The organism is Microcoleus sp. B4-D4 (assembly GCF_036705185.1).
Classification (GTDB): Bacteria; Cyanobacteriota; Cyanobacteriia; order Cyanobacteriales; family Microcoleaceae; genus Microcoleus.
In genome coordinates this window covers 22,458-48,590 of record NZ_JAUBTX010000048.1, presented here as the reverse complement: position 1 = coordinate 48,590, position 26,133 = coordinate 22,458, and the positions used below count along the sequence as shown (strand labels likewise).

Annotated in this window: 14 protein-coding genes; 10 read left to right on the top strand and 4 right to left on the bottom strand. The window is 46.3% G+C overall.

The genetic code is table 11. From position 1 onward, the window contains the following. Positions 1-378: 378 nt before the first annotated feature. Complete coding sequence (gene gatB / locus QUB13_RS25235; protein WP_333086896.1) at positions 379-1,875, bottom strand: Asp-tRNA(Asn)/Glu-tRNA(Gln) amidotransferase subunit GatB; 1,497 nt, start codon at positions 1,873-1,875, stop codon at positions 379-381. A 720-nt stretch (positions 1,876-2,595) separates the two neighbouring features. On the opposite strand from gatB, the gene QUB13_RS25230 reads away from it, so the two are divergent. The 4 genes from QUB13_RS25230 to QUB13_RS25215 all read left to right on the top strand — a co-directional run bounded on the left by QUB13_RS25230 (position 2,596) and on the right by QUB13_RS25215 (position 11,414). Next, entirely contained in the window at positions 2,596-5,874 is a 3,279-nt protein-coding gene (locus tag QUB13_RS25230) for a PAS domain-containing sensor histidine kinase (RefSeq protein ID WP_333386397.1), read from the top strand. 338 nt (positions 5,875-6,212) lie between these two features. Next, positions 6,213-9,422 (top strand): EAL domain-containing protein, encoded by a 3,210-nt coding sequence (locus tag QUB13_RS25225; RefSeq protein ID WP_333386394.1) that lies wholly within the window; start codon positions 6,213-6,215, stop codon positions 9,420-9,422. 106 nt (positions 9,423-9,528) lie between these two features. Continuing rightward, entirely contained in the window at positions 9,529-11,118 is a 1,590-nt protein-coding gene (locus QUB13_RS25220) for a glycoside hydrolase family 57 protein (protein ID WP_333386391.1), read from the top strand. A 23-nt stretch (positions 11,119-11,141) separates the two neighbouring features. Next, positions 11,142-11,414, top strand: a complete 273-nt coding sequence (locus tag QUB13_RS25215) for a hypothetical protein (protein WP_333386389.1) — start codon at positions 11,142-11,144, stop codon at positions 11,412-11,414. Between the two features lie 102 nt (positions 11,415-11,516). Here QUB13_RS25215 and petP read toward each other — a convergent pair whose 3' ends face one another. Beyond that, positions 11,517-11,717, bottom strand: a complete 201-nt coding sequence (gene petP, locus QUB13_RS25210) for a cytochrome b6f subunit PetP (protein WP_194010111.1) — start codon at positions 11,715-11,717, stop codon at positions 11,517-11,519. Between the two features lie 18 nt (positions 11,718-11,735). After that, on the bottom strand, positions 11,736-11,921 hold the full coding sequence (locus QUB13_RS25205; protein ID WP_333386386.1) for a hypothetical protein: 186 nt from the start codon (positions 11,919-11,921) through the stop codon (positions 11,736-11,738). A gap of 455 nt (positions 11,922-12,376) precedes the next feature. Between QUB13_RS25205 and QUB13_RS25200 the strand changes: the two genes are divergently transcribed. Then, positions 12,377-13,483 (top strand): FecR family protein, encoded by a 1,107-nt coding sequence (locus tag QUB13_RS25200; RefSeq protein WP_333386384.1) that lies wholly within the window; start codon positions 12,377-12,379, stop codon positions 13,481-13,483. Between the two features lie 557 nt (positions 13,484-14,040). Continuing rightward, positions 14,041-15,849, top strand: a complete 1,809-nt coding sequence (locus QUB13_RS25195; protein ID WP_333386381.1) for a CHASE2 domain-containing protein — start codon at positions 14,041-14,043, stop codon at positions 15,847-15,849. Positions 15,850-16,169: 320 nt separating this feature from the next. On the opposite strand, the gene alaS is transcribed toward QUB13_RS25195, so the two are convergent. Beyond that, complete coding sequence (alaS, locus tag QUB13_RS25190) at positions 16,170-18,821, bottom strand: alanine--tRNA ligase (protein WP_333386378.1); 2,652 nt, start codon at positions 18,819-18,821, stop codon at positions 16,170-16,172. A gap of 1,426 nt (positions 18,822-20,247) precedes the next feature. Between alaS and QUB13_RS25185 the strand changes: the two genes are divergently transcribed. The 4 genes from QUB13_RS25185 to QUB13_RS25170 are packed head-to-tail and all read left to right on the top strand — an operon-like array spanning position 20,248 to position 25,897. Continuing rightward, on the top strand, positions 20,248-20,856 hold the full coding sequence (locus QUB13_RS25185) for a hypothetical protein (RefSeq protein ID WP_333386375.1): 609 nt from the start codon (positions 20,248-20,250) through the stop codon (positions 20,854-20,856). A gap of 6 nt (positions 20,857-20,862) precedes the next feature. After that, entirely contained in the window at positions 20,863-23,811 is a 2,949-nt protein-coding gene (locus QUB13_RS25180) for an OmpA family protein (RefSeq protein WP_333386372.1), read from the top strand. A gap of 2 nt (positions 23,812-23,813) precedes the next feature. Beyond that, positions 23,814-24,350, top strand: coding sequence for a Rab family GTPase (locus QUB13_RS25175; RefSeq protein ID WP_333386369.1), 537 nt, complete (start codon positions 23,814-23,816; stop codon positions 24,348-24,350). Beyond that, a complete protein-coding gene (locus QUB13_RS25170; RefSeq protein WP_333386366.1) occupies positions 24,347-25,897 on the top strand; it encodes a sensor histidine kinase in 1,551 nt (516 codons plus the stop codon). The genes QUB13_RS25175 and QUB13_RS25170 overlap by 4 nt, the downstream gene beginning before the upstream one ends. Positions 25,898-26,133: the final 236 nt, after the last annotated feature.

Sequence of the window (26,133 nt, the reverse complement as noted above, 5' to 3'; positions counted from 1 at the left end):
AGCGTCCCCGCTCGCGATCGACTTCGCGAGCGGGGACGCTCGCACTATCAATGATTAAAATATATAATTCCCATGCTACCGGACATCGTATTACACATTCCCGATCGCCAAAAAAGACAAAAAAGATAAAAAAGACAAAAAAAGAGAGAGTTACCTAAGTAACTCTCTCTGCCATCAGGGTGCATCTACATAACACAATATAACATTACCAGGATGAGGGGTGACACCCCCAAGCATGAAGATATGGTAAAAGAATGTGTATTAATTAATTATAAAGTTATCATGCAGCGGGATCGGCGATCGCGCGGCGGGATCGGGAAAAACCGATCACCCTGCGCGCGCGTCCGCTACACAATCCCCTTAACGGCGGCCTTGACTTCAGCCGTTAAGCTTGGTCGCAAGCAACTCATTAGTCAATTTCGGATCTGCCCGGCCGCCCGTTTCCTTCATCACCTTACCGACAAAAAAGCCCAACAGCTTAGTTTTGCCAGCCCGGTACTGTTCGAGCTCCTTGGGATTGGCGGCCAACACTGCATCGATCGCCCGATCGATCGCCCCAGTATCCGAAATTTGAATCAAACCCTTACTCTCAACCAACTTAGTCGGCGAACCGCCGCTTGCTAGCAACTCCGGCAAAATATCCTTAGCAATTTTGCCGCTGATCGTGCCAGCATCAATTAGCGCCAGCAGTTCGGTCAAATCCTGCGGTTGGAAAGGAATTTCTGCGATCGCCAGTTTCTCATTTTTCAGATAAGCAGTAATATCGCCCATCACCCAATTAGCAGCTTGTTTAGCAACAGCACCGGCGGCGATCGTTTTTTCAAAATACTCCGCCACCGCTTTGTCGTCAGTCAAAACCCGCGCGTCGTAGGGAGAAAGACCTAATTGAGTTTCGTAGCGGTGTCGCTTTTCGGCCGGCAATTCCGGCAGTTGAGCTTTCCAATCCTGCAATTGATCGGCTGAAACTTCGATCGGAGGCAAATCCGGTTCCGGGAAATACCGGTAATCGCTCGCACCTTCCTTAATCCGCATACTGAAAGTACACTGCTTGTTTTCATCCCACAGCCGCGTTTCTTGGATGATAGTTTCGCCATTTTCGATAGCTTGAGTTTGCCGCTCAATCTCGTAATCGATCGCCCGTTCGATCGCATTAAAAGAGTTCATGTTTTTAATTTCCACCTTGGTGCCGAACTCTTTTCTCCCAACCGGGCGCACCGAAATATTCACATCGCACCGGAGCGAACCTTCCTGCATATTCCCGTCGCCAACACCGATATAGCGGACGATCCGGCGTATTTCTTGACCGTATTCGGCCGCTTCAGCGCCCGATCGCAAATCCGGTTCCGACACAATTTCGATTAGAGGCACGCCGGCGCGGTTGTAATCCACCATTGAATAGGTAGAACCGCTAAGCCGATCGCTGCCGCCGTGAACCAATTTGCCTGCATCTTCCTCCATGTGCAACCGAGTAATCCCGATTTTTTTTCTAGTAGAATTGCCAGCCTCGTCCACCAGTTCAATTTCTATCGAACCGTTAGTAGCGATCGGCAAATCGAACTGAGAAATTTGATAATTTTTCGGCAAATCGGGATAGAAATATTGCTTGCGGTCAAACTTACTGTAAGGTGCAATTTCGCAGTTGAGAGCCAGACCAGCTTTCACCGCATACTCCAACACTTTTTGATTTAATACTGGCAATACTCCCGGCATTCCCATACAAATTGGGTCAATATTAGTATTTGGGGCATTGCCAAATTCTGTAGAAGAACTGGAGAAAATCTTAGTATTCGTGCTCAATTGACAGTGAGTTTCGAGACCGATAATGGCTTCGTACTGAGTTTGGTTTTTTATCGAAGAGGGTGCTGCAGCAGTCATAGGCGACCTAAAAAAATGAATAACTTTAGATTATATTTTAACTTTTTATTTGCCAAACTGACTTGAGATTCTTTGTAGGCTAGGGACGGTTTTCACTGAACACCGGCAGGGCTGGCAAAAAATATCGGTTGCAACCGCCTCTTGGGCCCGCTTGGGATGGGTTTTAGGCGTTGCTTAATCAGGGTATGAAAAAAATAAGTTGAAAATTCAGAAGTTTTGTGGATTCTGGTTTCTATGACTTGCATATTTAGCCTTTCATACCGTAAATCAGCAACGCCGGGTTTTATTTGTGTGAACCGGGTTTCTAACCGCCGTGCGATCGGCAGCGCCAACGCCCTACTACAGCTTCGCGATCGCCCCCAAACCCCAACTCTGTGGGAGAATATAGCAATTGGAGCTCTGATATGAGATATCGATCGCCCCAATTCCCCAATCCCCCAATTCCCCAATCTAAAATCTAAAACTTGTGAGCCAGCGAAGCCGAAGTATCTAAAATCTAAAATCGATAGATTCCCCAATCCCTCAATCCCTCAATCTAAAATCGACTGACTTCTCAACTTTTTGAGAAAGGCCATAGAGCCTCCCGCCTCCAACCGCTGACTCCGCGCACCAATCAAAGATTTTAAATGTATAATTTAACCAGCAATTGCCTATTTTTAGGTTTTAATTTTTCAACTATATTAATTTTTTTAAACAAACACTTGCCTAACAATCAAAACTATGCCTGAAATCCCTGTAGAAAGTACCGCACAGTTTCAGAACAGCATCAGTGAGCTAGAACAGGCAGAATCTGCCCTCAAAATCGCTTGGGAAGAACTCGAAAAACAAACAGCAGAAACTATTGCTCAGATAGCCAAAGCCGACCAAGCAAACGCAGAAAAGATCGGCGAGCGATTTGCCCAAGCCAAGCAACTGCGCCAGCAACTTCAAACTAAAATAAAAAAAGCCAACTCGCGGCGGGAATTTCACTTAGAAAACTCGCCATTAGCAGTTATAGAGTGGGACAGGGAAGGTCGGGTAGTGCGGTGGTCGCCAGTGGCCGAACAAATATTTGGCTGGAGTGCAGCAGAAGTAATCGGCAAATATTGGCACGAATGGTCAATAGTTTATCCAGAAGACTTCGATCTGGTGTCCGCCGTCACAAATCAACTGTTAAAGAACAAAGAAACCCGCACCGTTTGCTGCAACCGCAACCATACCAAAGATGGCTCGGTAATTTACTGCGAATGGTACAATTCTGCACTCATTGATGAATCGGGAACATTAGTTTCAATTCTATCTTTTGCTAGAGACATAACCGAACAACACCGCACTCAAAAAGAACTTCACCAGCGCGAACAGGAATTTAGCACGCTTGCCGAAAATTCTACCGATATCATAGCGCGGTTCGACCGACAACTGCGCCACCTTTATGTTAACCAAGAAATTGAACGAGCCACCGCCAAATCCCCCTCAGAATTTATCGGCAAAAGTAACAAAGAATTAGGAATTGCCCCCGATATTTGCAACCTGTGGGACGAAGCCTGTATCAAAGTTTTCCGCGTCGGCAAACAAGAAACTATCGAATTTGATTTCCCCACTTCCAACGGGACAATATACTATCAGTGTCGAATCATTCCAGAATTTGCTGAGGACAATTCAGTAGAAACTGTTTTGGCGATTACCCGCGACATCACAGAAATCAAACAAGTCGAAGCCCAGTTGCGCCAAAGCGAAGCTCGATTTAGGCGCGTAGTTGATTCTAACATGATCGGCATAATATTTTGGAACATTAACGGCGAGATCACCGATGCGAATCACGCTTTTTTAAACCTGGTAGGGTACACGCGAGACGATTTATTTTCCCAAAAAATTGGCTGGCAAACAATGACACCGCCAGAGTATCGCAGCCTCGATGAAGAAAAACTTGCAGAAGTGTTAGCTAACAACACAAATACCCCTTTTGAAAAAGAATACATCCGAGCCGACGGTAGCCGCGTTCCGGTGCTGCTAGGCTCTGCATTGTTAGAAGGTTCGCAGGAATTAGGAGTGAGTTTTGTGCTGGACGTGACCGAGCGCAAACAAGCCGAATTAGAACTGCAAAAACAGCAAGAACTTTTAGAAAGCATCATTAAAACTATTCCCAACTTCCTGTACATTTACGACACAGAAGCACACCAAAATATCTATGCAAATGCGGCAGTCACAGCCATGTTGGGCTACAGTCCCCAAGAATTGCAAGACAGGGGTTCAGAAGCAATCTCTAGCTTGATTTACCCGGAGGATATGCCCAAGTTAATTGTAGGTATGCAGCGGCTGGAAAACAGTACCAACCCCCACGAAACCGATGACATCGACTACAGGATAAAACACAAAAATGGAGAATGGCGCTGGGTTCACGATCGATCGACTATCTTCAAAAGAACTCCCGATGGAAAAATAAAGCAAGTAATCGGTTCTGTACTGGACATTACCGATCGCAAAAAAGCCGAAGAATCCTTAAAACAGCAAAACGAATTGCTGCAAACAATCTTCGACAACGTGCCAGTCATGCTGGCATTCTTAGATACCCAGGGTGAATTAAGCTGGGTAAACCGCCACTGGGAACAAGTGCTAGGCTGGAGTTTTGCAGAAACCAAAAACCGCGATATGTTGGCAGAATTTTATCCGCAGCCGGAATACCGACAATACGTTTTCGAGTGGATTCAAGCAGCAACCCAGAACTGGGGCGACTTCCAAACTAAAGTTAGAGATGGGCGAGTTATCGACACTGCTTGGGCAAACGTTCGCATCTCCGACGGCAGGTCGATCGGTATCGGTCAAGATATCAGCGACCGCAAGCGAGCCGAAGCCGAACTCCAGCAGCTCAACGAAACTTTAGAAGCTCAAGTAGCCCTGCGTACAGCCGAATTAGAGACTTTTTTTGATTCTTTACCCGATCTTATTTTTGTGGTAGAACGTGAGAATATGCGCTTCTCTTTTGTCAACTGGCCTTTTGTCGAATTTTGCGGATTCGACAGCAGGCAACAGATGCAGGGCCAAACTATTTATGAATGCTATCCAAGCCAACTTGCAGAACAATTTTACTTAGAAAATATGCAAGTATTTGTATCGGGGCAGACGATTCATTTTCAGGAAGATTTTGTAGTTGCTGATGATGCTGTTTATTTCGACACTTTTAAAATTCCTCTCAGGAATCTCGACGGCGAAGTTTATGCTTTAATTGGCACGGCTCGCAATGTCACTGAGTTGATCCAGACGAAACAAGCTTTGTCGGAACGCACGGAGCAATTAGAGGTTGCCAATCAAGAATTAGAATCTTTTGGCTACTCGGTTTCCCACGACTTGCGCGCTCCTTTGCGCCACATTTCAGGTTTTGTTAATGCTTTGAAACAGCGCTTAATATCAACTGAGGTTTTGAACGATCCTAAAATTGTTCATTACATCGAAATAATTGAGGACAGCAGCCAAAAAATGAGCTTGTTGATTGATGGTTTGCTGGCTCTTTCGCGGGTGGGGCGGACTGATTTAATCAAAATTCCGATCGATCTTGCTCGGTTGGTGCAAACTGCGATTAAATTGAGTAAACCCCGAACTGCGACAGATACCGCCGAAAATCCCGACAGCCAAGTTGAATTTACCGTGGGAGATTTGCCGGGGGTGATGGGAGATCCCACCTTGCTGCAACAGGTGTTCAGCAACTTGATCGACAACGCTGTCAAGTTCAGTCGCGGACGCACTCCGGCTATAATAGTGATTGATGCTTTACCTGACGGAACTATTTTTGTCAAGGATAACGGAGTAGGTTTTTCGATGGAATATGCCGATCGGCTGTTTGGAGCCTTTCAGCGGCTGCACTCCCAGAGAGAATTTGAAGGTACTGGCATAGGTTTGGCGATTGTCCAGCGGATTATTCACCGCCACGGCGGCACGATTTGGGTTCAAAGCGTACCCAGTCAAGGATCCACGTTTTACTTTAAACTAGGGCCGACAATCTCAAATGCTAATCTAGATTCCTGAGCGATCGGGATATAGCCTTTCGAGCTTTCATAGGAGGTACTATCCGGTATAGGGCATAGGGCATAGGGCATAGGGCATAGGGCATAGGGCATAGGGCATATCTCACTTTTTTGAGAACCGCTATAGTAGTTTTTAATTCAGAATTGAAAACTATCATGCAGTTTAATAAGTCACAGTCGGTTCGGCAATCCCTCAGTGGCAGGTGCGAAATCAAGGTCTTGAGAATAGATAATAAATCGTCCCAAAAATAAATTAAAAATTTAGAAAGCTCAATGAAAGTAAATTTCAGAAATGACATATAGCAAAAAAAACACCATTTAAAGATTCCGAAAAACTGTATGTTAAATAGAAAATCGACCGATTCTTTACTGAAAATGGTAGCCGAATCAACATTAAAATTGTTGATAATAGAAGACATGGCAGAAGATATAGAATTAATAGAAGTAGCCTTAGAAGCGGGCGGAGTTAATTTTAATTTCGACACAGCAGAAACAGCAGCAGAGTGCAGAGAAAGACTCCAAAATAGCAATTACGATGCTGTGCTGTCAGATTACCGCCTCCCGGAATTCAACGGTTTAGAAGTGTTGAAGTTAATGCAGGAATTGGGGCAAGACATACCTTTTATTTTAGTAACGGGAAGTTTGGGAGAAGAAGCGGCGGTTGACTGCATCAAAGCCGGCATGACCGATTACGTATTAAAAGGGCGGCTGTTTAGGTTGCCAACAGTATTAGAACGATCGCTCCAAGAATACAAAATGCGCCGCCAGCAGCAAGAGGCGATCGCCCAAATTCAGCGGCAAGCGACTCGTGAGGCGATCGTCAACCGCATCGTTCAAGCCATGCGCTTCACCCTCGTACTGGACGAAGTGCTGCAAACCACCGCAGATCAACTGCACGAAGCACTCGAAATCAGCGCCTGCACAATATTGCAACCAGATGCCGAAGGTGGCATCAGAGTTAGCTACATCAGCAAAGCAGCCGACAGAGAACGGTTGGTCGGGCTACATTGCGAATTTGCCGAACACTACCGCTCCAGGCTCACAGCCGGGGAAACCGTGGACTTGGACGAGTTATCGACCCTGTGCCAGTCCCTGCAAGCATCAGCACAGTTTGTAGGGTTTCGCGCCGTCGCGATGGCTCCACTGCTCTACCAGCAGTCATTTTTGGGAGGAATTGGCCTCTATCAGTGCGATCGACCGCGCTCTTGGAGCGCCGAAGAACTGTCGCTAGTCAAAGCTATTGCCGATCAGTGCGCGATCGCGATCCATCAAGCCGAACTCTACCAAACGGCCCAAACCGAACTAGCAGAACGCAAGCGCGCCGAAGCAGAAGTCCGCGGCATTCAGCAGCAACTAGCCACGATGGCAGCCAACATTCCCGGCTCAGTCTACCGCGCCGTGTTGCATCCAGACGGCAAGATGTCGATGCCCTACATCAGTCCAGGGGTGCGCGAACTTACTGGCTTCGATCCTGCAGAAGTAATGGCGTGCCCGCAACTATTGACCGCAATCATTCATCCAGACGACAAAACCTCGTTTGACAGCAGCGTAGCAGTATCGAGTGACAATCTAGAGCACTGCGATCGCCAGTACCGAATTGTCTTGAATTCCGGCGAAACCAAGTGGGTGCAAGATAGCGCCAACTTTTCTCATAACAAAAACGGCGACGTAGTTATAGACGGAGTAGCCCTCGATATCAGCGATCGGAAATTTGCCGAATCAGCGCTGCGGCAAAGCGAACAGCGATTTCGATCGCTGATTGAAAACGCTACAGACATCACGATCATTCTTGACGGCGAGGGAATCTTTCGCTACATCAGCCCTTCGGTGAAGCGAATTTTAGGATACGCGCCCCATAAGGCGATCGGGCGCAGCGCCCTAGTGACAGTTCACCCAGACGACTGCGCCGCGATCGCCCAAACCCTCCACAAAGTCCTTCAAACCCCCAAAAGAAGCCAGTCCCCAGTTGAGTATAGAGTCCGCCACCGCAACGGTTCTTGGTGTTATGTAGAAGCTGTAGCCACCAACTTGCTGCACGATCCTGCTGTCAAGGGAATCGTGATCAACTGTCACGACATCACTCAGCGCAAACTCGCCGAAGAACAACTGCTGCACGATGCTTTTCATGACGCCCTCACCGGATTACCCAACCGATCGCTATTTATCGATCGGCTAGAACACTCTGTGAGGCTGGCAAAAAGGCGCACAGACTACTTGTTTGCGGTGCTGTTTCTCGATTTAGACCGATTTAAAGTAGTCAACGATTCCCTCGGCCACGCCATCGGCGATCTACTGCTAGTGGCGATCGCCCGCCGTCTAGAAGCTTGTCTCAGGCCCGGAGATACAGTAGCCCGCATCGGGGGAGACGAATTCGTGCTTTTGCTGGAAGATATCGAGGGCATCAATGAAGCTAGTAGCATTGTCAACCGCCTGCAACAGCAAATCACCTCTCCGATTTTGCTAGACGGACACGAAGTATTTATCACCGCCAGCATCGGCATTGCTTTGAGTTCTGATGAAGACCTGGAAACGACAAACCTGCTGCGCGACGCCGACACCGCCATGTACCGCGCCAAAAAACTCGGCCGAGCCCGACACGAAGTTTTTAACAGTTCCATGCACGCCCACGCTTTGCGACTGTTGCAGCTAGAAAATGACTTGCGGCGGGCGATCGAATCAATTAGAGACCAAGCCATAGAACAAGAATGTAATCCATGCGCGCGATCGGGCTTACCTCCCTTATCCGCAGCCCCCCAGTTTATCATTCACTATCAGCCGATCGTCAGCATCGCCAATAACACAATTAACGGTTTCGAGGCCCTAGTGCGCTGGCAGCATCCAGAACGCGGCTTAATTTCCCCAGTTGAATTTATTCCCATCGCCGAAGAAACCGGATTAATCGTAGCCCTCGGCCGTTGGGTGCTACGCACAGCTTGCCAGCAAATCCGCCAGTGGCAGCAACTATTTCCAAACAACCCGCCCTTAAGCGTCAACGTCAACCTTTCAGTCAAACAGTTTTCTCAGCCAGATTTAATCGAATATATCGATCTAGTTCTCGAAGAAAGTCATCTCGACGGTAGCAGTTTAAAACTAGAAATTACCGAAAGCGTACTCATAGAAAATTCCGACTCAGTAACAGCAATGCTGGTGCAGCTTAGAGCCAGAAACATACACCTTTGCATCGACGACTTCGGCACCGGCTATTCATCCCTGTCCTACCTGCACCGCTTCCCCACCAATACCTTAAAAATAGACCGATCTTTTGTCAGCAGAATGGGAGGCGAGTTCGACCTAAGCAAAGGAAGTATTGACCCGACAGAGATTGTGCGGTCGATCGTTACTTTGTCGCACAATTTGGGCATGGATGTGGTAGCCGAAGGAGTCGAAGAAGCCTCGCAACTATCTATACTCAAAGGATTAAAATGCGAGTTCGCCCAAGGATTCTTTTTTTCCAAGCCAGTAGACTCTCAAACAGCAGCAATTCTGATCCGACAGCAAGCCGAAACTCAAGATTTGCTGACATTGAGTTTTTTAGAAAAAGGTCATTAAAAAAACACGGCATTTTGTGCGTCCCATTTCAGCATAAAATCTTAAAATATTTTAAAGCTGTCCCTAATTACTGGCGTCAGTTAATAACTACGGCATCGAAATCGCTATGACTATTGGCTACCTCGCCCTCGTTCTCCACGCCCACCTGCCTTTTGTCCGCCACCCCGAAAGCGACTACGTTTTAGAAGAAGAATGGCTGTTTGAGGCGATCGCCGAAACCTACATTCCCCTGCTGCAAGTCTTTGAGGGGCTGCTTCGCGACGGCATAGACTTTAAAATTACCATGAGCATGACACCGCCCTTGGTGGCGATGCTGCGCGACCCATTGCTGCAAGACCGCTTCGACAACCACTTAGCGAAACTCGAAGAACTAGCGGATCTCGAAATTGAACACAACAGCGGCAACGGTCATCTCCGATATTTAGGCGAACATTACGCCGCCCACTTCTCTCAAGTTCGCAATTATTGGGAAAAGTGCGATCGAGATTTAGTCAAAGCCTTCAAAAAATTCCAAGACAGCAACAACCTCGAAATCATGACCTGCGGGGCCACCCACGGCTACTTACCGCTGATGAAAATGTACCCCGAAGCAGTTTGGGCGCAAATACAAGTAGCCTGCGAAAGCTACGAACAAAACTTCGGCCGCCGACCAAAAGGTATTTGGCTGCCCGAATGCGCCTATTACGAAGGCTTAGAGAGGATGTTAGCCGATGCCGGTCTCCGCTACTTTCTCACAGACGGTCACGGCATTCTCTACGCCCGCCCCCGTCCCCGCTACGGTAGCTACGCGCCAATTTTCACCGAATGCGGAGTAGCAGCCTTCGGTCGAGATCACGAATCATCGCAGCAGGTTTGGTCTTCCGAAGTCGGCTATCCCGGCGCAGCCGAATACCGAGAATTCTACAAAGATTTGGGTTGGGAAGCCGAATACGACTACATCAAACCCTACATCATGCCCAACGGCCAGCGCAAAAACACCGGGATTAAGTATCACAAAATCACCGGTCGCGGATTGGGTTTAGGCGACAAACAGTTATACGATCCGTACTGGGCGCGGGAAAAAACAGCCGAACACGCCAGCAACTTTGCTTTCAACCGCGAGCGGCAAGTCGAACACCTCAACGGCATCATGCAGCGCCCGCCGATTATTGTATCGCCTTACGACGCGGAACTTTTCGGTCACTGGTGGTACGAAGGGCCTTGGTTCTTAGATTACTTGTTCCGCAAGAGTTGGTACGACCAAAATACCTACGAGATGACGCATTTAGCCGATTATTTGCGGGGAAATACGAATCAGCAAGTTTGCCGTCCGTCGCAGTCTAGCTGGGGTTTCCGGGGTTTTCACGAGTATTGGCTCAACGATACCAATGCTTGGATTTACCCGCACTTGCACAAAGCTGCGGAACGGATGATTGAGTTGGGAAGTATGGAACCGGAGGACGAATTGCAGTATCGGGCTTTGAACCAGGCCGCGCGGGAAGTGCTGTTAGCTCAATCGTCTGACTGGGCCTTTATCATGCGGACTGGGACGATGGTTCCCTATGCGGTGCGGCGGACTCGATCGCACTTAATGCGCTTTCACAAGCTGTACGATGAAGTCAAAGAAGGTAAAGTCGATTCCGGTTGGTTGGAGAAGGTCGAAGAGATTGACAACATTTTTCCTGAGATCAACTATCGCGTTTATCGATCGCTTTAACATCAAGTCTGGTAGCACCAGACTTGTATTATTTCAATTTTTGTAAGGGTTCCTTCGCGCCTGAATATTTGATAATTATCTACCAATTATATCAACCCGCCCAGCCCTTACCAGTCCGCTCTTACTTTCAGCCAATTCCCAACAAATTAAAACCCGCGCTGGCGGGTTTTTTTATGGATAAAAATATAGCACGTTTTTACGTCCGCGCCCAAACTTGCCACTTAACATTTCACCGCAACTCTCAGTCAGAGAACGGGAGTTGGGGAGAACGGGAGCGAGGGAAAAGCGGAGTGTGAAAAAAATGTTCCTTCTTCTCTCGAACCTCGAACCTCAGCATCCGTTACACCCTTGACATCCCGTACATGGGGGCCGAAGCCGAACTTCACGCTTGACTTTTGCTAAACCGGTTCTAGTTCATCTTCAAAAAACCAAGTCGCAAAACCGTTAAACTTCACAATCACGCCTACTCCACTGCCGTCAACCATTCTGAATCCGTCAACGGTGCCGACGGGATTTTCCTTGATCTTGCCCACGATATTTGCAGGTACTCGATCTCTGAGACGGCGCACCTTAACTCTCTGACCTACTTCTATTGCCACTGAAATTGTTCTCCTGCTCTATATAACCTCTATACAAGCGTCCATTTTACAGTTTGGTGGACTCGATCGAACAGCAACACCAGCAGACCGATCGCCCCAGACGATTTTTCGATCGAAATTTCGACCAACTTTTCCGAAAAGACGGTATTCTAGTCGGAGTTGCTCGATCGCGATCGCCGACGACCTACGGTTCCACAGCAGCAAGCTTCACTCGCCAGACCCAGCCGCACTGCTACAGATCATTATTTTTTATCGCTTTGCAAAAATATTTTTTTATTAACTCCCACAATTACAATATTTCTACCCAATTATTCATCCTTCCGGCCGAATGCAAAAAGCACTCACTAGCAGTAATAAATTTTATGTTTGTTATATACAAATACTCATCCATGAACCTTGACATCGGCGCAAAGTCCTGCTATAAAAGACTTTGAGTGTGGCAGATAAAATTTCCCCAAGGTCGGAGTTTAGTAAACTGGCACGTTGTAAAACTTTACTAAAACTTCACAATAAACAGAAGATTTAATGGTAAGAGTTGATGCTGAGAAAGCTTATTTTGGCTGCTGTTTGATAGAATAAAAAGTGGAACGATTGCCGGATTTAGGGAGTCTAAGAAAGGAAATGAAGTGTAGGAACTTCAAAATGACAAAATTGAAATTATGAAGAAAATTTTTACGTGCTGGCGATCGAGCAAAATTCCGTTGAGAAGTTTGTCCTTGGCTGTGTTGGCCTGTCTGCCGGCATGGAGCGGGGCGATCGCCAGTCCGATCTCTCCATCCCTCAAACAGCAGTCAAACTTTACTAAAATTGTCTCAGATCCTCGACCGCCAGCAAAGCCGAGCGACTCAAAATATCCAGAAAATCCGGCAGAATCGGGGGCGAATCCATCCCCAGCAGCAACCACCAACGCTCAGGGAACAGCGGCCCGACGATCGCTCCAAATTACTGAAATTCGCGGTACTGTCAGCTTTAAGGGCAGACCAGCAGTCGCGGGCGATCGGCTCACAGAACCCGGAGACGAAATCATCACCGGCGCAGATTCCACAGCCAGGATCGCGATCGACAACAACGGCGGCATCGTGGAAGTTGCCGAAAACACCGCAGTCAGAATATCCAATTTATCTGGTAGTGCAGAGGGCGAAAAAGAGACAGCCATTTTTGTCAGCAGGGGGCGAGTCAGGTTGTCCGTCAGCAAAACAAATGCGACAACTCCCGCAACCAACACCTCAACAATTATCCCGCCGAACCAAATTGCCGCCCTCAATACCTTCAGCGGACTCGGCAACTCCATGCAAATTGCCCAACAAAAAAAATCTGCCAGAACCGCCCCTGTCAGGGTAGAAACCCCCGAAGGCGTGGCCGGAGTCCGCGGCACTTCCTTTGGAGTCAGCGTCAGCGACGGCAAAACCTCAGTCGAAACTATTGAAGGTGCCGTCGCAGTATCCGGGAGCACCGACTCCGAAGTCGTTGTCAACGGCGGCAGCGCGACGACAATTTTCCGTCAATCTCCTCCCGCGCCCACCTCAACAAGCCCTCACCTAGCAGAACTCCAAGTCCGCAGTTTGTTCAGACTCAGTGGCAATATCTATCGCCTCAGCGGTCAAATTAACCCGATCGACATAATTTATGTCAATAACGAAGCGATTAAGATCGATCGAGACGGCAAGTTCAAGATCCAAGGGGTTTTACCTCCCAGCCGCCGCCTCAACATCGTAGTGCTAGCCCCCTCCGTCAGACAACGGCATTACATCCTTGTAGTGCCCTAAACAGCCTATCTAGCTGTAAGGAGTTAGATCTGAGATATGACACCAGTTTCAACTCAATTGACCGATCGAAAAAAGGTTAGTAGTGCGGACTTGAGTCCGCAAAATAGAATAGTGTCCGGTAAATTTACAGTTCAGAAAAAGGTTAGTAGTGTGGACTTTAGTCCGCAAAATAGAATAGTATCCGGTAAATTTACAGTTCAAAAATTGGTTATTAGTGCGGAATTCAGTCCGCATTACTAACCTTTTTTATTATGGTAATCGGCGACGCTTGGCTTGATAATTTCGTTTACAGACGAAGCATTTAGCGGTGAATCTGTGCAGTCAAAATAAACAAAATTTGCACCCGCGCTTTGTGCTTGCGGTATTGTAAAAGTTCAATAGCATAAATTTTCTCGAACCTCGGACGCGAATGTCATATCAATTCCGGTTGCACTCATAATGTTAACAGTCAACAGTCAACAGTCAACAGTCAACAGTCAACAGTCAACAGTTAACAGTGAATTTACTATTCCGATAAAGAGATGATTTGATATCAATTATAGTGTTATATTAATTGCATGAAGTTCAAAAAACTGATTGAGCATTTCAAACGTCAACCCATCGCCATCCGGCAATATATAATCACAAATCCTCCCTGGATGACAGGTGCTTTAGCAGGCGTAGTTTCTGTACTAATGCTGCACTTGGGAATGTGGAAACCCCTAGACTATTTAGGATACAAAACACTATTTGAAATTCGAGAATCGGGAATTTTGCCAAATCCAGGGTGGGATTCGAGAATTGCCGTAATTGCGATCGAACCCCAAAGCTTGCAGGAATACGGTAAATTTCCTTGGCCGCGCAATCGCTACGCCGAATTGCTGCAGGCGCTGAAAAAATCTCCCCCCACAGCAATTGGCTTCGACATTCTTTTTCTCGATCCGAGTCCGAAAGATGATATTTTAGCGGAGGCGATCGCCGCCAATGGCAAAGTTGTACTCCCGAGAACCACCAAAGAAGAACCAGTAGCATCTTTAAAAGCAGCAGCCGCAGGTGTCGGACACATCATGCACGAGGCCAACAGCGACGGCATTAGCCGCGATTCAACAATGTTTCTGGGATCTATTCCTAATTTCGGTTTAGCAATGGTTCAGAGGTATAATGCTGCTAACCCGCAAAATCCTGTATTGCTACCGCAGCCAGAAAATATGCAAGACCAAAAAGTCTGGATTAACTGGCCAGGGAAAACAAAAAATCTACCAACCTACGCTTTTGTTGATGTTGTAAAAGGTAGAATTCCTGAAAATGCTTTCGCGAATAAATTAGTCTTAGTTGGTGTCGTCGCTACCGGTGTCGATCAGATATCTACCCCTTTCAACAAAACTACGGCTGGGGTTTATTTATATGCGGCGTTGATTGACAATTTACTCGATCGACGCTTGCTGCAGCGGCTACCGGTACTGTTAGAATTTTTTTTATTGTTGGGAATTGGGCCGCTGACGGCTTTGGTTCTGTGCAACCGAGGTGTTAAAGAGAGAATTGCGATCACCCTCGGTTTACCTGTCGTTTGGATTGCCGCCGCTGCTGTATTATTTAGCTACTATTTTTGGTGGATTCCCATTGCCGCACCCATCGGCACTTTAATATTATCTGGAACTGCTTTGCAACTGCGGGAACAATACGAAAAACAGCAGTTAATGAGGTTGTTTGAAAAGCACGTCGCCCCCGAAACTGCTCAGCTTATTTGGAAGCGCAAAGCGGAGATATTTGAACAAGGAGAACTCGAACCTCAAGAACTTACAGCAACTGTGCTGTTTATGGATATTCGCAGTTTTACTTCGATTTCCGAAAAAATGCCCGCGCGGGATTTACTCACCTGGCTGAACAATTATTTGGAAGCGATGACTGACTGTATTATGGATCACGGCGGCGTTGTCGATAAATACATCGGCGATGCAATTATGGCAGTTTTTGGAGTGCCTTTTTGCCAAACAGAATATCCCGCAATTCAACAAGATGCTTTGAATGCAGTTGCGGCTTGCATCGCCATGCACGAAAAACTGAACGAAATTAACCAGAAGCTGAGAATTGAACGCAAACCTTTAATTAAGTTTGGCATAGGTTTGCATACCGGACAGTTAATTGCTGGTAGCGTTGGCGGTTCCCGGCGTTTGAATTATTCTGTGATCGGCGATGCTGTCAATGTTGCCGCTAGATTGGAGGCGATGAATAAGCAAATTGTTTCTGACAGTCCTTTTAATTTGTTGGTGACGGGGAAGACTTTTGATTACGTGTGCGATCGCTACGAAGGCCAAAAAGTAGGATCGATTCAATTGCGGGGCAAACAAGAAGAGACTGTGGTTTATGCTATTTTGGGCGACAAGTAATAGTTATTGGTTATTAGTTATTGGTTATTGGTTATTGGTTATTGGTTATTGGTTATTAGTCATTAGTCGTATCGTTTCCGGTTGCATCGGAATGATTTAACCGCAGAGAACACAGAGTACACAGAGTCCGAGAATATATATCTGAATCATTCCGATGCTACCGGATTTGATATCATTAGTCAGTAGGGGCGGTGGATGGTGCGGGCCCGCCCTTCTTCTTAACAGCCAACAGCCAACAGTCAACAGTCAACAGTCAACAGCCAACAGCCAACAGTCAACAGTCAGCAGGAAACAGTCAACAGTCAACAGTCAACAGTCAACTAACCCAACCCTTCAATCAACAAATTGCGAGCACTTTCCAACGCTTCCGGCAACTTATTAACATCACGTCCGCCAGCTTGTGCCAAATTAGGCCGCCCGCCGCCTTTTCCGCCACAAAGTTGAGCAATTCCCCCGATAAACTTGCCAGCTTGCAATCCTTTCTTATTGACTTCTGGACTAAAAGCAGCCACCAAACTTACCTTATCCGGTTCAGGAATTGATGCCAAAACTACCGCAGCATTTCCTAACTTTTGCTGCAATCTTTCGGCCGCAGTTTTCAGCGCTTCTGTATCCACATCTCCCAGTTGAGCTACAATGATTTTGAATTCGCCGAGATCCTCAGCCGCATTTAGTAACTGGTCGGATTTCGCGATCGCCAATTCCGACTTCACAGCAGCCAACTGTTTCTGAGTATCCTTCAACTCGTTTTGCAAATTAGTAATCCGGTTGGGTAACTCTTCCGGCTTCGCCTTAAATCGATCGCCCAAATCGCGCACAACCTTGTCTCGCACATTCAAATAGTCCAAAACAGCCTGGCCCGAAACCGCCTCAATCCGGCGAGTACCAGCCGCAACCCCAGCCTCCGAAACAATCTTAAACAGCCCGATTTCTGCGGTATTGTTGACGTGAGTCCCCCCGCACAATTCCATCGAAACGCCGGGAAAATCGATTACCCGCACCACGTCGCCGTACTTCTCGCCAAACATCGCAGTCGCGCCTTTTTCCCTCGCTTGGGCGATCGGCATTTCTGCAACTTCTGCAGCGTGCGCTTCAGCAATCCAACTATTAATTAAATCCTCAATTTTTTGCAACTCTTCTGCGGTGACAGCGCGGGGAGAATTGAAGTCAAACCGCAATCTTTCCGACGACACCAGCGAACCAGCTTGCGAAATCGAACTATCTACAATTTGCCGCAAAGCTGATTGTAATAAGTGAGTTGCTGTGTGGTTAGCTTGAATTCGGCGGCGGCTGCTATTGTCAATTTTTGCAGTAATTTTTTCGCTTAGTTTCAAGGTTCCCCGTTCCACCAAGCCGAAATGCACGAAGAAATCCGATTCTTTTTTCACGTCATCAACTCTCACCAACAAACCATCACCATTTTCTCCGCTTTTCAAATAACCTTTATCCCCTGTTTGTCCGCCGGATTCAGCATAAAACGGCGTTTGGTTCAACACAATTTGTACCTCGGTTCCCGCCTCTGCAGATTCCACAGGTTGACCGTCAACTAAGATAACTTCCACTTCAGCTAAACTAGATAATTCAGCATAACCGACAAATTCTGTTTTCTGGATAGTTTCAGCCAATTTATCTAAGGAACCTTGCACTGTCAAATCGATGGTTTGATGAGCTTCTTTGGCGCGAGTTTGCTGTTCCTTCATCGCGACTTCAAAGCCGTCCAAGTCAACCGTAATTCCCTGTTCTTCAGCAATTTCTTGTGTCAGTTCTAAGGGGAAACCGTAGGTATCGTAAAGAGTGAAAGCATCTTTACCGCTGATTTGTTGGTTGGTTTGCTGCTTTGTGCGATCGACAATTTCCTCCAGCAGCTTCTCTCCGCGTTCCAAAGTCTTGAGAAACTGCGCCTCTTCCCTGGCTAATTCTGCTTTAATTTGAGCTTCGCGCGATCGCACGTTGGGATACGCTGCTTCCGAAAGGGCGATCGCACTTTCAGCCACCCGCACCGTAAATTCGCCCTGAATTCCAATCAGCCGCCCGTGGCGCACCACCCGCCGAATCAACCGGCGTAAAATGTAACCGCGACCAACATTCGACGCGCGAATTTCGTCCGCAATCATGTGTACCACAGCCCGAATATGATCGCCAATTACTTTCAGCGAAACCTTGACTTTTTCATCGCTATTGTGGTAATCAATTCCGGCAATTTCTGCCGCCGATTGGACGATCGGAAAAATCAAATCTGTTTCGTAATTGTTAGGGACTTTCTGGAGGATTTGCGCCATCCGTTCCAATCCCATCCCAGTATCAATATTTTGATTTTCCAGCGGTGTTAAATTGCCCTCTGCATCTTTATTGTACTGCATGAAAACCAGGTTGTAAAATTCGATAAACCTGCTATCATCTTCGAGATCGATATTGTCGCCTCTTTCTGGATGAAAATCGTAGTAAATCTCGGAACAAGGGCCGCAGGGGCCTGTGGGGCCAGATTGCCAGAAATTGTCTGCTTCTCCCATGCGTTGAATTCGATCGCCCGGAATGCCAATTTCATCGCGCCAAATCGCAAAGGCTTCGTCATCTTCTCGGAAAACACTCACAACTAAGTTTTCCTCTGGTAAACCGAAAACTTCCGTGGAAAGTTCCCAAGCCCAGGCGATCGCCTGTTTCTTGAAATAATCCCCAAAACTAAAGTTACCCAACATTTCAAAAAACGTGTGGTGGCGGGCGGTGCGGCCTACGTTTTCGATGTCGTTGGTGCGGATGCACTTTTGCGAAGTTGTGGCGCGCGGCGAATTGGCGGCGCGCTGACCGAGAAATATTGGCTTGAATTGTAGCATTCCGGCGATCGTCAGCAACACTGTCGGATCTTCCGGCACCAAAGAAGCGCTGGGCAAGATTTTATGTCCCCGCTGGGCATAAAAGTCGAGGAATGTTTGGCGGATTTCGCTACCACTGAGACATTTAGGAGAAATAGACATGAGAAAAGCACTTAAGTATGTGAAGATGTAGCAACAATAGAATTTATAGGACTTACGCACGGATGTCCAGAAACCCGGTTTTTTAAATAGAATACTTGCTTAAAATCCAATACGGTTAAGTTAAGCCCGATCCCCCCTAACCCCCCTTAAGAAGGGGGGAACAAGAAAGCTCTCAAAGTCAACCCCTACTCCCCTTTTTAAGGGGGATTTAGGGGGATCTCCGGGGAATCAACAGTGTTAACCCAAGCGTATTTGCTTAAAATCCTCAATCTCGGTGAAAAAACCCGGTTTCTTTGTTCGGAGTGCGTGAGTCCTAACTTACATCTATGTGGATATTAATATCATTATACGTAGTAATGTAAAGACCTATCAAGTTTTGCAAATAGTGCTTTACTACTCCGAAAGCTCGTGCTAACTTAATAATAGACACCGGGACAGAAAGAAACAGGAGGTCGCTATATTTAGAAGCAAAGTTCAAGGATATAGGCATGGTGTCTCCGGTCTACATTCCCCAGCGCAGCCGAAATTAACCGAACACAACTTGGAATAGTGGCAAAACTAGCGATCGCGCAGTTAAGCCAAACCGCAGTCGAGTCAGACTTATTGTGCTTGCGGATTAAAAGTAAAGTTGCACAAATTGTCAACCCTAGTAAGTAATCGTTCTTTACCGGAAACACATCTCGTTTGTTAGAAAAAACAAAGCTCTCATATTATTGGGTCTGGTCGCTGTCGATCGGGCCCTACGCTTTTTGAGAGGAAGACGGGGAGAAAGTTCGATGTTTATTCTTCAGTCTGCGGATGCGGAGGAAAGTTGGTGCAGCCCTGATTTTAACCGCCGAGTTTAATCTTTCGAGCCATAGATTATATCACGTCCTGTCTGCGATCGTAACACAAACGGTTCGTAGTGCGGACTTTATTCTGCACTAGAAACCAATTTTATCGTTGTGAATCGACCAGACAGGATATTATAGATAGTTGCACTGGTGCGCGTCCGCCCCTTTTTTTGCCGTGACCTAGATGCCCTAGCATTAGGCGCGCTCAAAGATGCGATATCATGGAAAAGTCAAGACAAGACATTAAAACCTATCCCCTGTATAGCAGGAAACTCTAAGCTTGAGGAGCTTGCTGCAAAGCAAGAATAGCAAACCGCCATTTTAGGTTACAAAACCCACTCTAAGAATTTGAATCTCAGGATATCAAGGAGTCAAAACTCTAAAAAATCCCTTCCCCTACACAGGGTGAGAGTTTCAAGCAATAGAGTTCTGTCAAGTCAAAAAAAGTAGTGCAGCCAACTGTTGTAATAAATCACCGCAGAAAAAGCTGCAGGCGCGTCTTTAGAGCCTACTTAAAATGCTCGACAGGCAAATTAACAAAAAATTCAACACAGTTCTAAAACTCACAATATCGGGAGATTCGAGGTACAAACATGGCAGAAATCACTAAAGAAGAAATGCGCGAACGGCTGGGAAATATCGACCAGATTCGAGATATAATTTTCGGGGCGCAGCTTAGAGAATACGACAATCGCTTCGATAAAATAGATTCTGAGCTGTCAATGATGCAGCAAGATACCCAAGCTCGCATCGAACAGATAAAAACAGTTCTATCTGCAGAAATGAAGGTGGCAATTGATTCGTTAGAAAAGAAAGTTAAATCGCTCACCTCAAACACGCAAGAAGAAAACGCCGACCTCCGCCAGCAAATCGATCGCGTTAACCGCAAATTCTCCAGCAGCATAGAATCCCTCGACGAAGCGATAGACAATCAAACCAGTTCGATTCGAGACGAACTCTCCCAAACCAGAGAGCGACTCTCCGAAGAAACCCGCACTCTGAAAACACAGGTTTTTGAAGAACTCGACCGCCGCTTTTCCATGCTCAGAGACGTTAAAGTTTCCAGAGATGACATGGCAGAAATTCTGTTTGAACTAGGCATGAGGCTCAAAGGAACAGAATTTGTCCCCGAACTTAAAGGCGTTACTGATAATAAATTAAATAACGAATTCTTGTTGCCGGAGCGCCACCACCACGGATAATCACGCATGGCTTTACCGAAAGAAAATCCAGCAGGTGAAAATCAGCTAGAGGGTTTTGTTTCTCAACCTGACGATTCTGCTGCCAGCGCAGCAACCCAGCTAGAACCATTCCTGAATCTGTTACTCGATCTCAAAATTATTGCTGATTCAAACCAGCAAAATTCCGATCGCGAAAGTGACAGCAACAGCGAAAACGATCGAGCTGGGGCCCTCGACGGGTTGATGGATTTGTTACCTATTTCCTCAGCAGAAGCAGAGGAAATTACCACAACTGCCCCCTCAAACACTCAATCTCCCCAATCCGAAGCTGACAGCAACAGCAAAAACCATCGAGCGGCAGCTACCGGCGGGTTGATGGATTTGTCAGGTATTTCTCGGCAAGAGCAAGAGGAAATTGCAGCGCCGCAAAATTCCGATTCCGAAAGTCACAGCAACAGCAAAAAAGCTCAAGCTGGAGCCCTCGGCGGGTTGATGGATTTGTTAGGTATTTCTGAGCGAGAGCAAGAGGAAATTGCAGCGAGCGTCCAGCACAAAACTGCCTCTGGCGAACCCAAATCTACAAATTTTCCGGCCGTTGTAGGCGAGTCGAAAAGCTTGCTTTTCCCTACTCAAAAACTCAACAGTTCTGAACTAGAAAGAAACTATTCCTCAGCTAAAACTATAGATATTTCCGCAGATGTTTCGGAGTTTGAGAGAGAATCGCCTGACTTGACAATTTCAGATTATCCTCAGTACGTACAGGCGGAAAAATCCCAGGATTTAGACACGGCTTTAGAGGATTTGTCCGATCGCCCAACTCTAGAATCACCCGCAGCAACTAATCCAAATGCCGCAGTTTCCGCACCTTCACAGCCGTCAGAAAAAATGTATCTAGATGCGGTGGTTACTTCGCTGCCATTGATGGCAGAGTTGCCAGAACAGCCGACACCGATATCGCAGCGAGCAGAAATATTAGGCGAAATTAAACAAGACTTAAATGAAGCCGACAACGCGATGGAAAGGCTGCAAAGTCTGATTTTTGGCTCGCAAATCTCGGATATCGAGCAAGTCAAAAATCTCCTCGAACAAAATGACTTGCCGGGGGTGCGCCACCTGATGGTAACTATCAACGATAAATTAGGAAAACTCGAACACCAAATCCACGATCCCCAAGAACTGATCGCGCTGATGCTGCCTTGGATCGCAGAAATTCTCAGCCGCAAAATTACCGATTCCCGAGAAGAAGTTGTTAACGCGATCGTGCCAATTATTGATGAAGTAATTAGGGCAAAAACGGTAGAAAACAGGCCAGCAATGAGTTCGGCGATCGCTGAATTGCTCCCAGACGCCCTTGCTCAACAAATAAAAAATTCGCCACAAGAAATTGCTAAGGCGATCGCCCCAGAAATGGGCATGGCAATTAAAGAGCAAATTCGCCTCGACCAAGAGTCGATCGCCCAAGCCCTCGCCCCGGAAATGGGCAAAGCGATTACAGCCCAAATAGCCCTCGAACGAGACGCAATGGTCGATGCTCTCTATCCCGTAATTGGCAATACTATTGCCAGATACATGACAGAAGCTATCAAGACAATCAATGAAAAAGTGTCAAATGCCATGAGCATGGAAGGAGTGAAGCGCAAAATTCGCTCCAAAGTACAAGGAGTCTCCGAAGCCGAATTAATCCTCCAAGAATCAGTACCCTTTACCATCCAAGCAGCCTTCTTAATTCACAAAGCATCAGGCTTAATAATTTCCGAAGTTCAAAACCCAGAAAGCTACCAGTTAGAATCGGAAATGGTAGCAGGAATGCTCACAGCTATTCGCAGCTTTGTTAACGAGTGTATCGTTAAACCGGGAGAAGTTTCCGAACTTAATCAAATTGAATACGGCGACTCAAAAATTCTGCTAGAAGTAGCGGGATACTGCTACATGGCAGTCGTAATTAAAGGAGAACCGCCAGACTCGTTCATCAGCAAGCTGCGGAAAACACTTAGTAATCTCATCCTTAATTACGCTAAATTAATTCACGAATTTAACGGCGACCCCGATACTATACCGGAGTCGCTGCACCCGTTTATCAAAACTTTATTCGACCCCCTGGACAAGGAAAAATCCACAAAACCCCCGATCGCCCTAGCCGGGATCAGTTTACTCGCCCTCAGCTTAATCTTAGTACCTTGGGGAATGTATCAGTACCGCCGCAGCATCGACCGCCCCCTGGTAGCAAATGTCGCTTTAGCTTTAGCATCGACGCCAGAATTAGCGGTTTACCGCTTAAACGCCGACCTTGAGGGCAACACTCTCAAGTTAACCGGAAAATTGCCAAATCCACAATTGCGAGCAAAAGCCGCAAAAATAGCTGCATCAACTGCACCAAATCTAAAATTAGACAATCAAATAATCGCTGTAGATGTACCTCCCGACCCTGTTTTGACAGCCGGCGAGGTGCAGCGAATTACTGCTGTTTTGAACCAGAGGGAGGGCGTTTCTATTTCTAGTCGCTATGGCGATCGCAAAGTTACAGTAGAGGGCACAATCACCGACGCTGCAGACTCACAAAAAATTGCTCAGTCCCTAAAACAAATTCCCGGCGTTCAGTCCGTCGTCAGCACGATTAAACTAGATCCGCTCCAAATATCAAGCCGCATCTACTTTGACCCAGGAACGGCGAAATTAGACTCAACATCCGCAGAAATCATCGCCAGTGTCAAAAAATTCATGGATCGATATCCTCAAAAACATATTAAGATAATTGGGCACAGCGATGGAACTGGCGAAGTTGCCACAAATCAACGGCTGTCGCTCCGGCGTGCTGCAGCAGTGCGAGATGCTTTGGTGCGCGTCGGTGCAGACCCCAAGCGCCTTCAAACGATCGCCAGCCCCAATTCACCCGACGGCGTGGAACCCAATCAACCACTACTTTTGAGCAGATGCGTGGTATTTGAACCAATAACTAAGACCGCAAACAACAAATAATTATGTCAGCTACTATATCTAAAAAAATGTGCATGATCGGCGATTTTGGCGTGGGTAAAACCAGCTTGATCCGCCGTTTTGTCGATCGGCAATTCAGCGACGAGTACCTCTCCACTGTAGGAGTCAAAATTTCCAGCAAAATTATTACATTAGAAAATATAAAACAGCAGGCAAACGTCACAGCCAAGTTGCTGATTTGGGACTTAGAAGGGCATACAAAATTCAAAGGAATTGCACCGACTTACTTGCAAGGAGCTAGCGGCGTTTTAATCGTTGCCGATGTCAGCCGAACCGAAACAGTTGAGCGAATCCCCGAACACATTAAGCTTTTTTCTTCAGTCAATCCCAAAGGGTTAATTATCATCGCCTTGAACAAAGTAGACTTGATAGACGAAGAAAAATTGGCAATGCTAGTGGAAATCTGCCACGCGATCGCTAAAGACAAAGTAATAGCAGTTTACACCACATCTGCCAAAACAGGCCAAGACGTTGACGAAATTTTCCAAAAACTAGCTTACACAATGGTAGAACAAACATGAACCCCCTTTTTAAGAAACTCTTAGGCCCGCGACAAACAGAGTATCTGGTAGTAAATCACAACTTCATCATTCAGGAAATCTCCGCCGAAGCACAGCATTATGCCGATACTCCCGGCGACGCGCTCCCCGGTACAGATGCTCGCATCAGTTTTCCCGAACTGATTGGTATTGAAAATATCCTGATTTCCATCGCAATGGGACGGCGGCCGAGTTTTGAACTCAAAGGTATCGCTCGGTTTGCCGACAACAACCACCCTTTATACTTCGATATGTTGGCAGTAGAACATGAAAACGAACAAGGTGTGGCAAATTATTTGCTCATTTTGATTGAAGATGCCACCGAAAAAATGGTGATGAAGCAATCATTAATTCAGAGAGCGAATGAAGCTAATCTGTTGTTGAGCGCCCTAGCAGCTTCTAAAGATTATATAGATAAAGTTATTAGATCGATGGGTGATGCTTTGTTAGTGACAACAACATTAGGAATTATCAAAACAGTCAATCAATCGGCACAAGGGTTATTTGGGTATAGCGAAGCAGAATTAATCGACCATCCACTCTCCAAAATAGTAGTCGAAGAAACCTTGCTTTACCAAGCTCGCCATCGCTATATTTTGTCTCAAAAAGAGCTGCTCCGAGAGCTGGAAGTAGTCTGTACTACCAAAACAGGAGAAGAAATTTGGGTAGAATTTTCCTGTTCGGCAATTCAGACAGAATTACAAGGACTTTACGATTTCATTTATATCGGCAGAAACATCACAGAACGCAAACAACAAGATATAGAAATTCGTAGTTCTTTGGTAAAAGAGCAAGAACTCAGACAAATAAAATCGCGTTTTTTTTCAATGCTTGCTCACGAATTCGGCAATCCTTTAAATACAGTATTATTTGCTACTCAAATCCTCCAAGAATACGGCGACTCAATCACCCACGCAGAAAAACAAGAATATCTCGGACACGTTAAATCAGCATCTAAACACATGGCTCACCTATTAGATGATGTGCGGTTGCTCAGCAGCGCCGAAGCCGGAAAACTCCAATTCAATCCCGCACCAGTTGACTTGCAAAAATTTTGCAGCGAATTAGTAGAATCAATTAAAATTAGTGAGGGAAAAGATCGTAAAATTAACTTTATTTGCCGACAATCAACTCCGCCTGCGAAAAAACCCGATCGCGATTCGGAGAAAACACAACCAGATCCCGAACTCGATCCAAAATTGCTGCGGCACATCTTGACAAACTTGCTTTCTAATGCAGTAAAATATTCACCTACCGAAAGCAATATTTATTTTCAATTAAATTGTTATCATGAAAAAGCTATATTTAAAATTCAAGACGCAGGCATTGGCATTCCGATAGAAGACCAAGAACAACTATTTGAATCCTATTACCGGGCCCAAAATGTCGGAAAAATCCCCGGTACAGGACTGGGTTTATCTATAGTCAAGCAGTGTGTAGACTTGCACGGAGGTCAAATCGAATTTTCCAGCGAGACAGGGTTAGGCACTACTTTTATAGTCACAATTCCATTTTACAAACAAAAATAATACAATTTGCGATTTGCGATTTGGGAATTACCCCGCTCAAAAACGGGTACTTGCTTGCAGATCATCTATGGAGTAATATCATGTTTGATGATAAACCGCAGTAAAATTGTTTCGTAGTGCGGACTTTAGTCCGCAGCATAAGAACGGACACGAGGACGCACGCGCGATCGAACTGTTTTTGTTATGATAGTCGATCGAACAGGATATAAATCTAAAATTTACTGATTGATAACTAT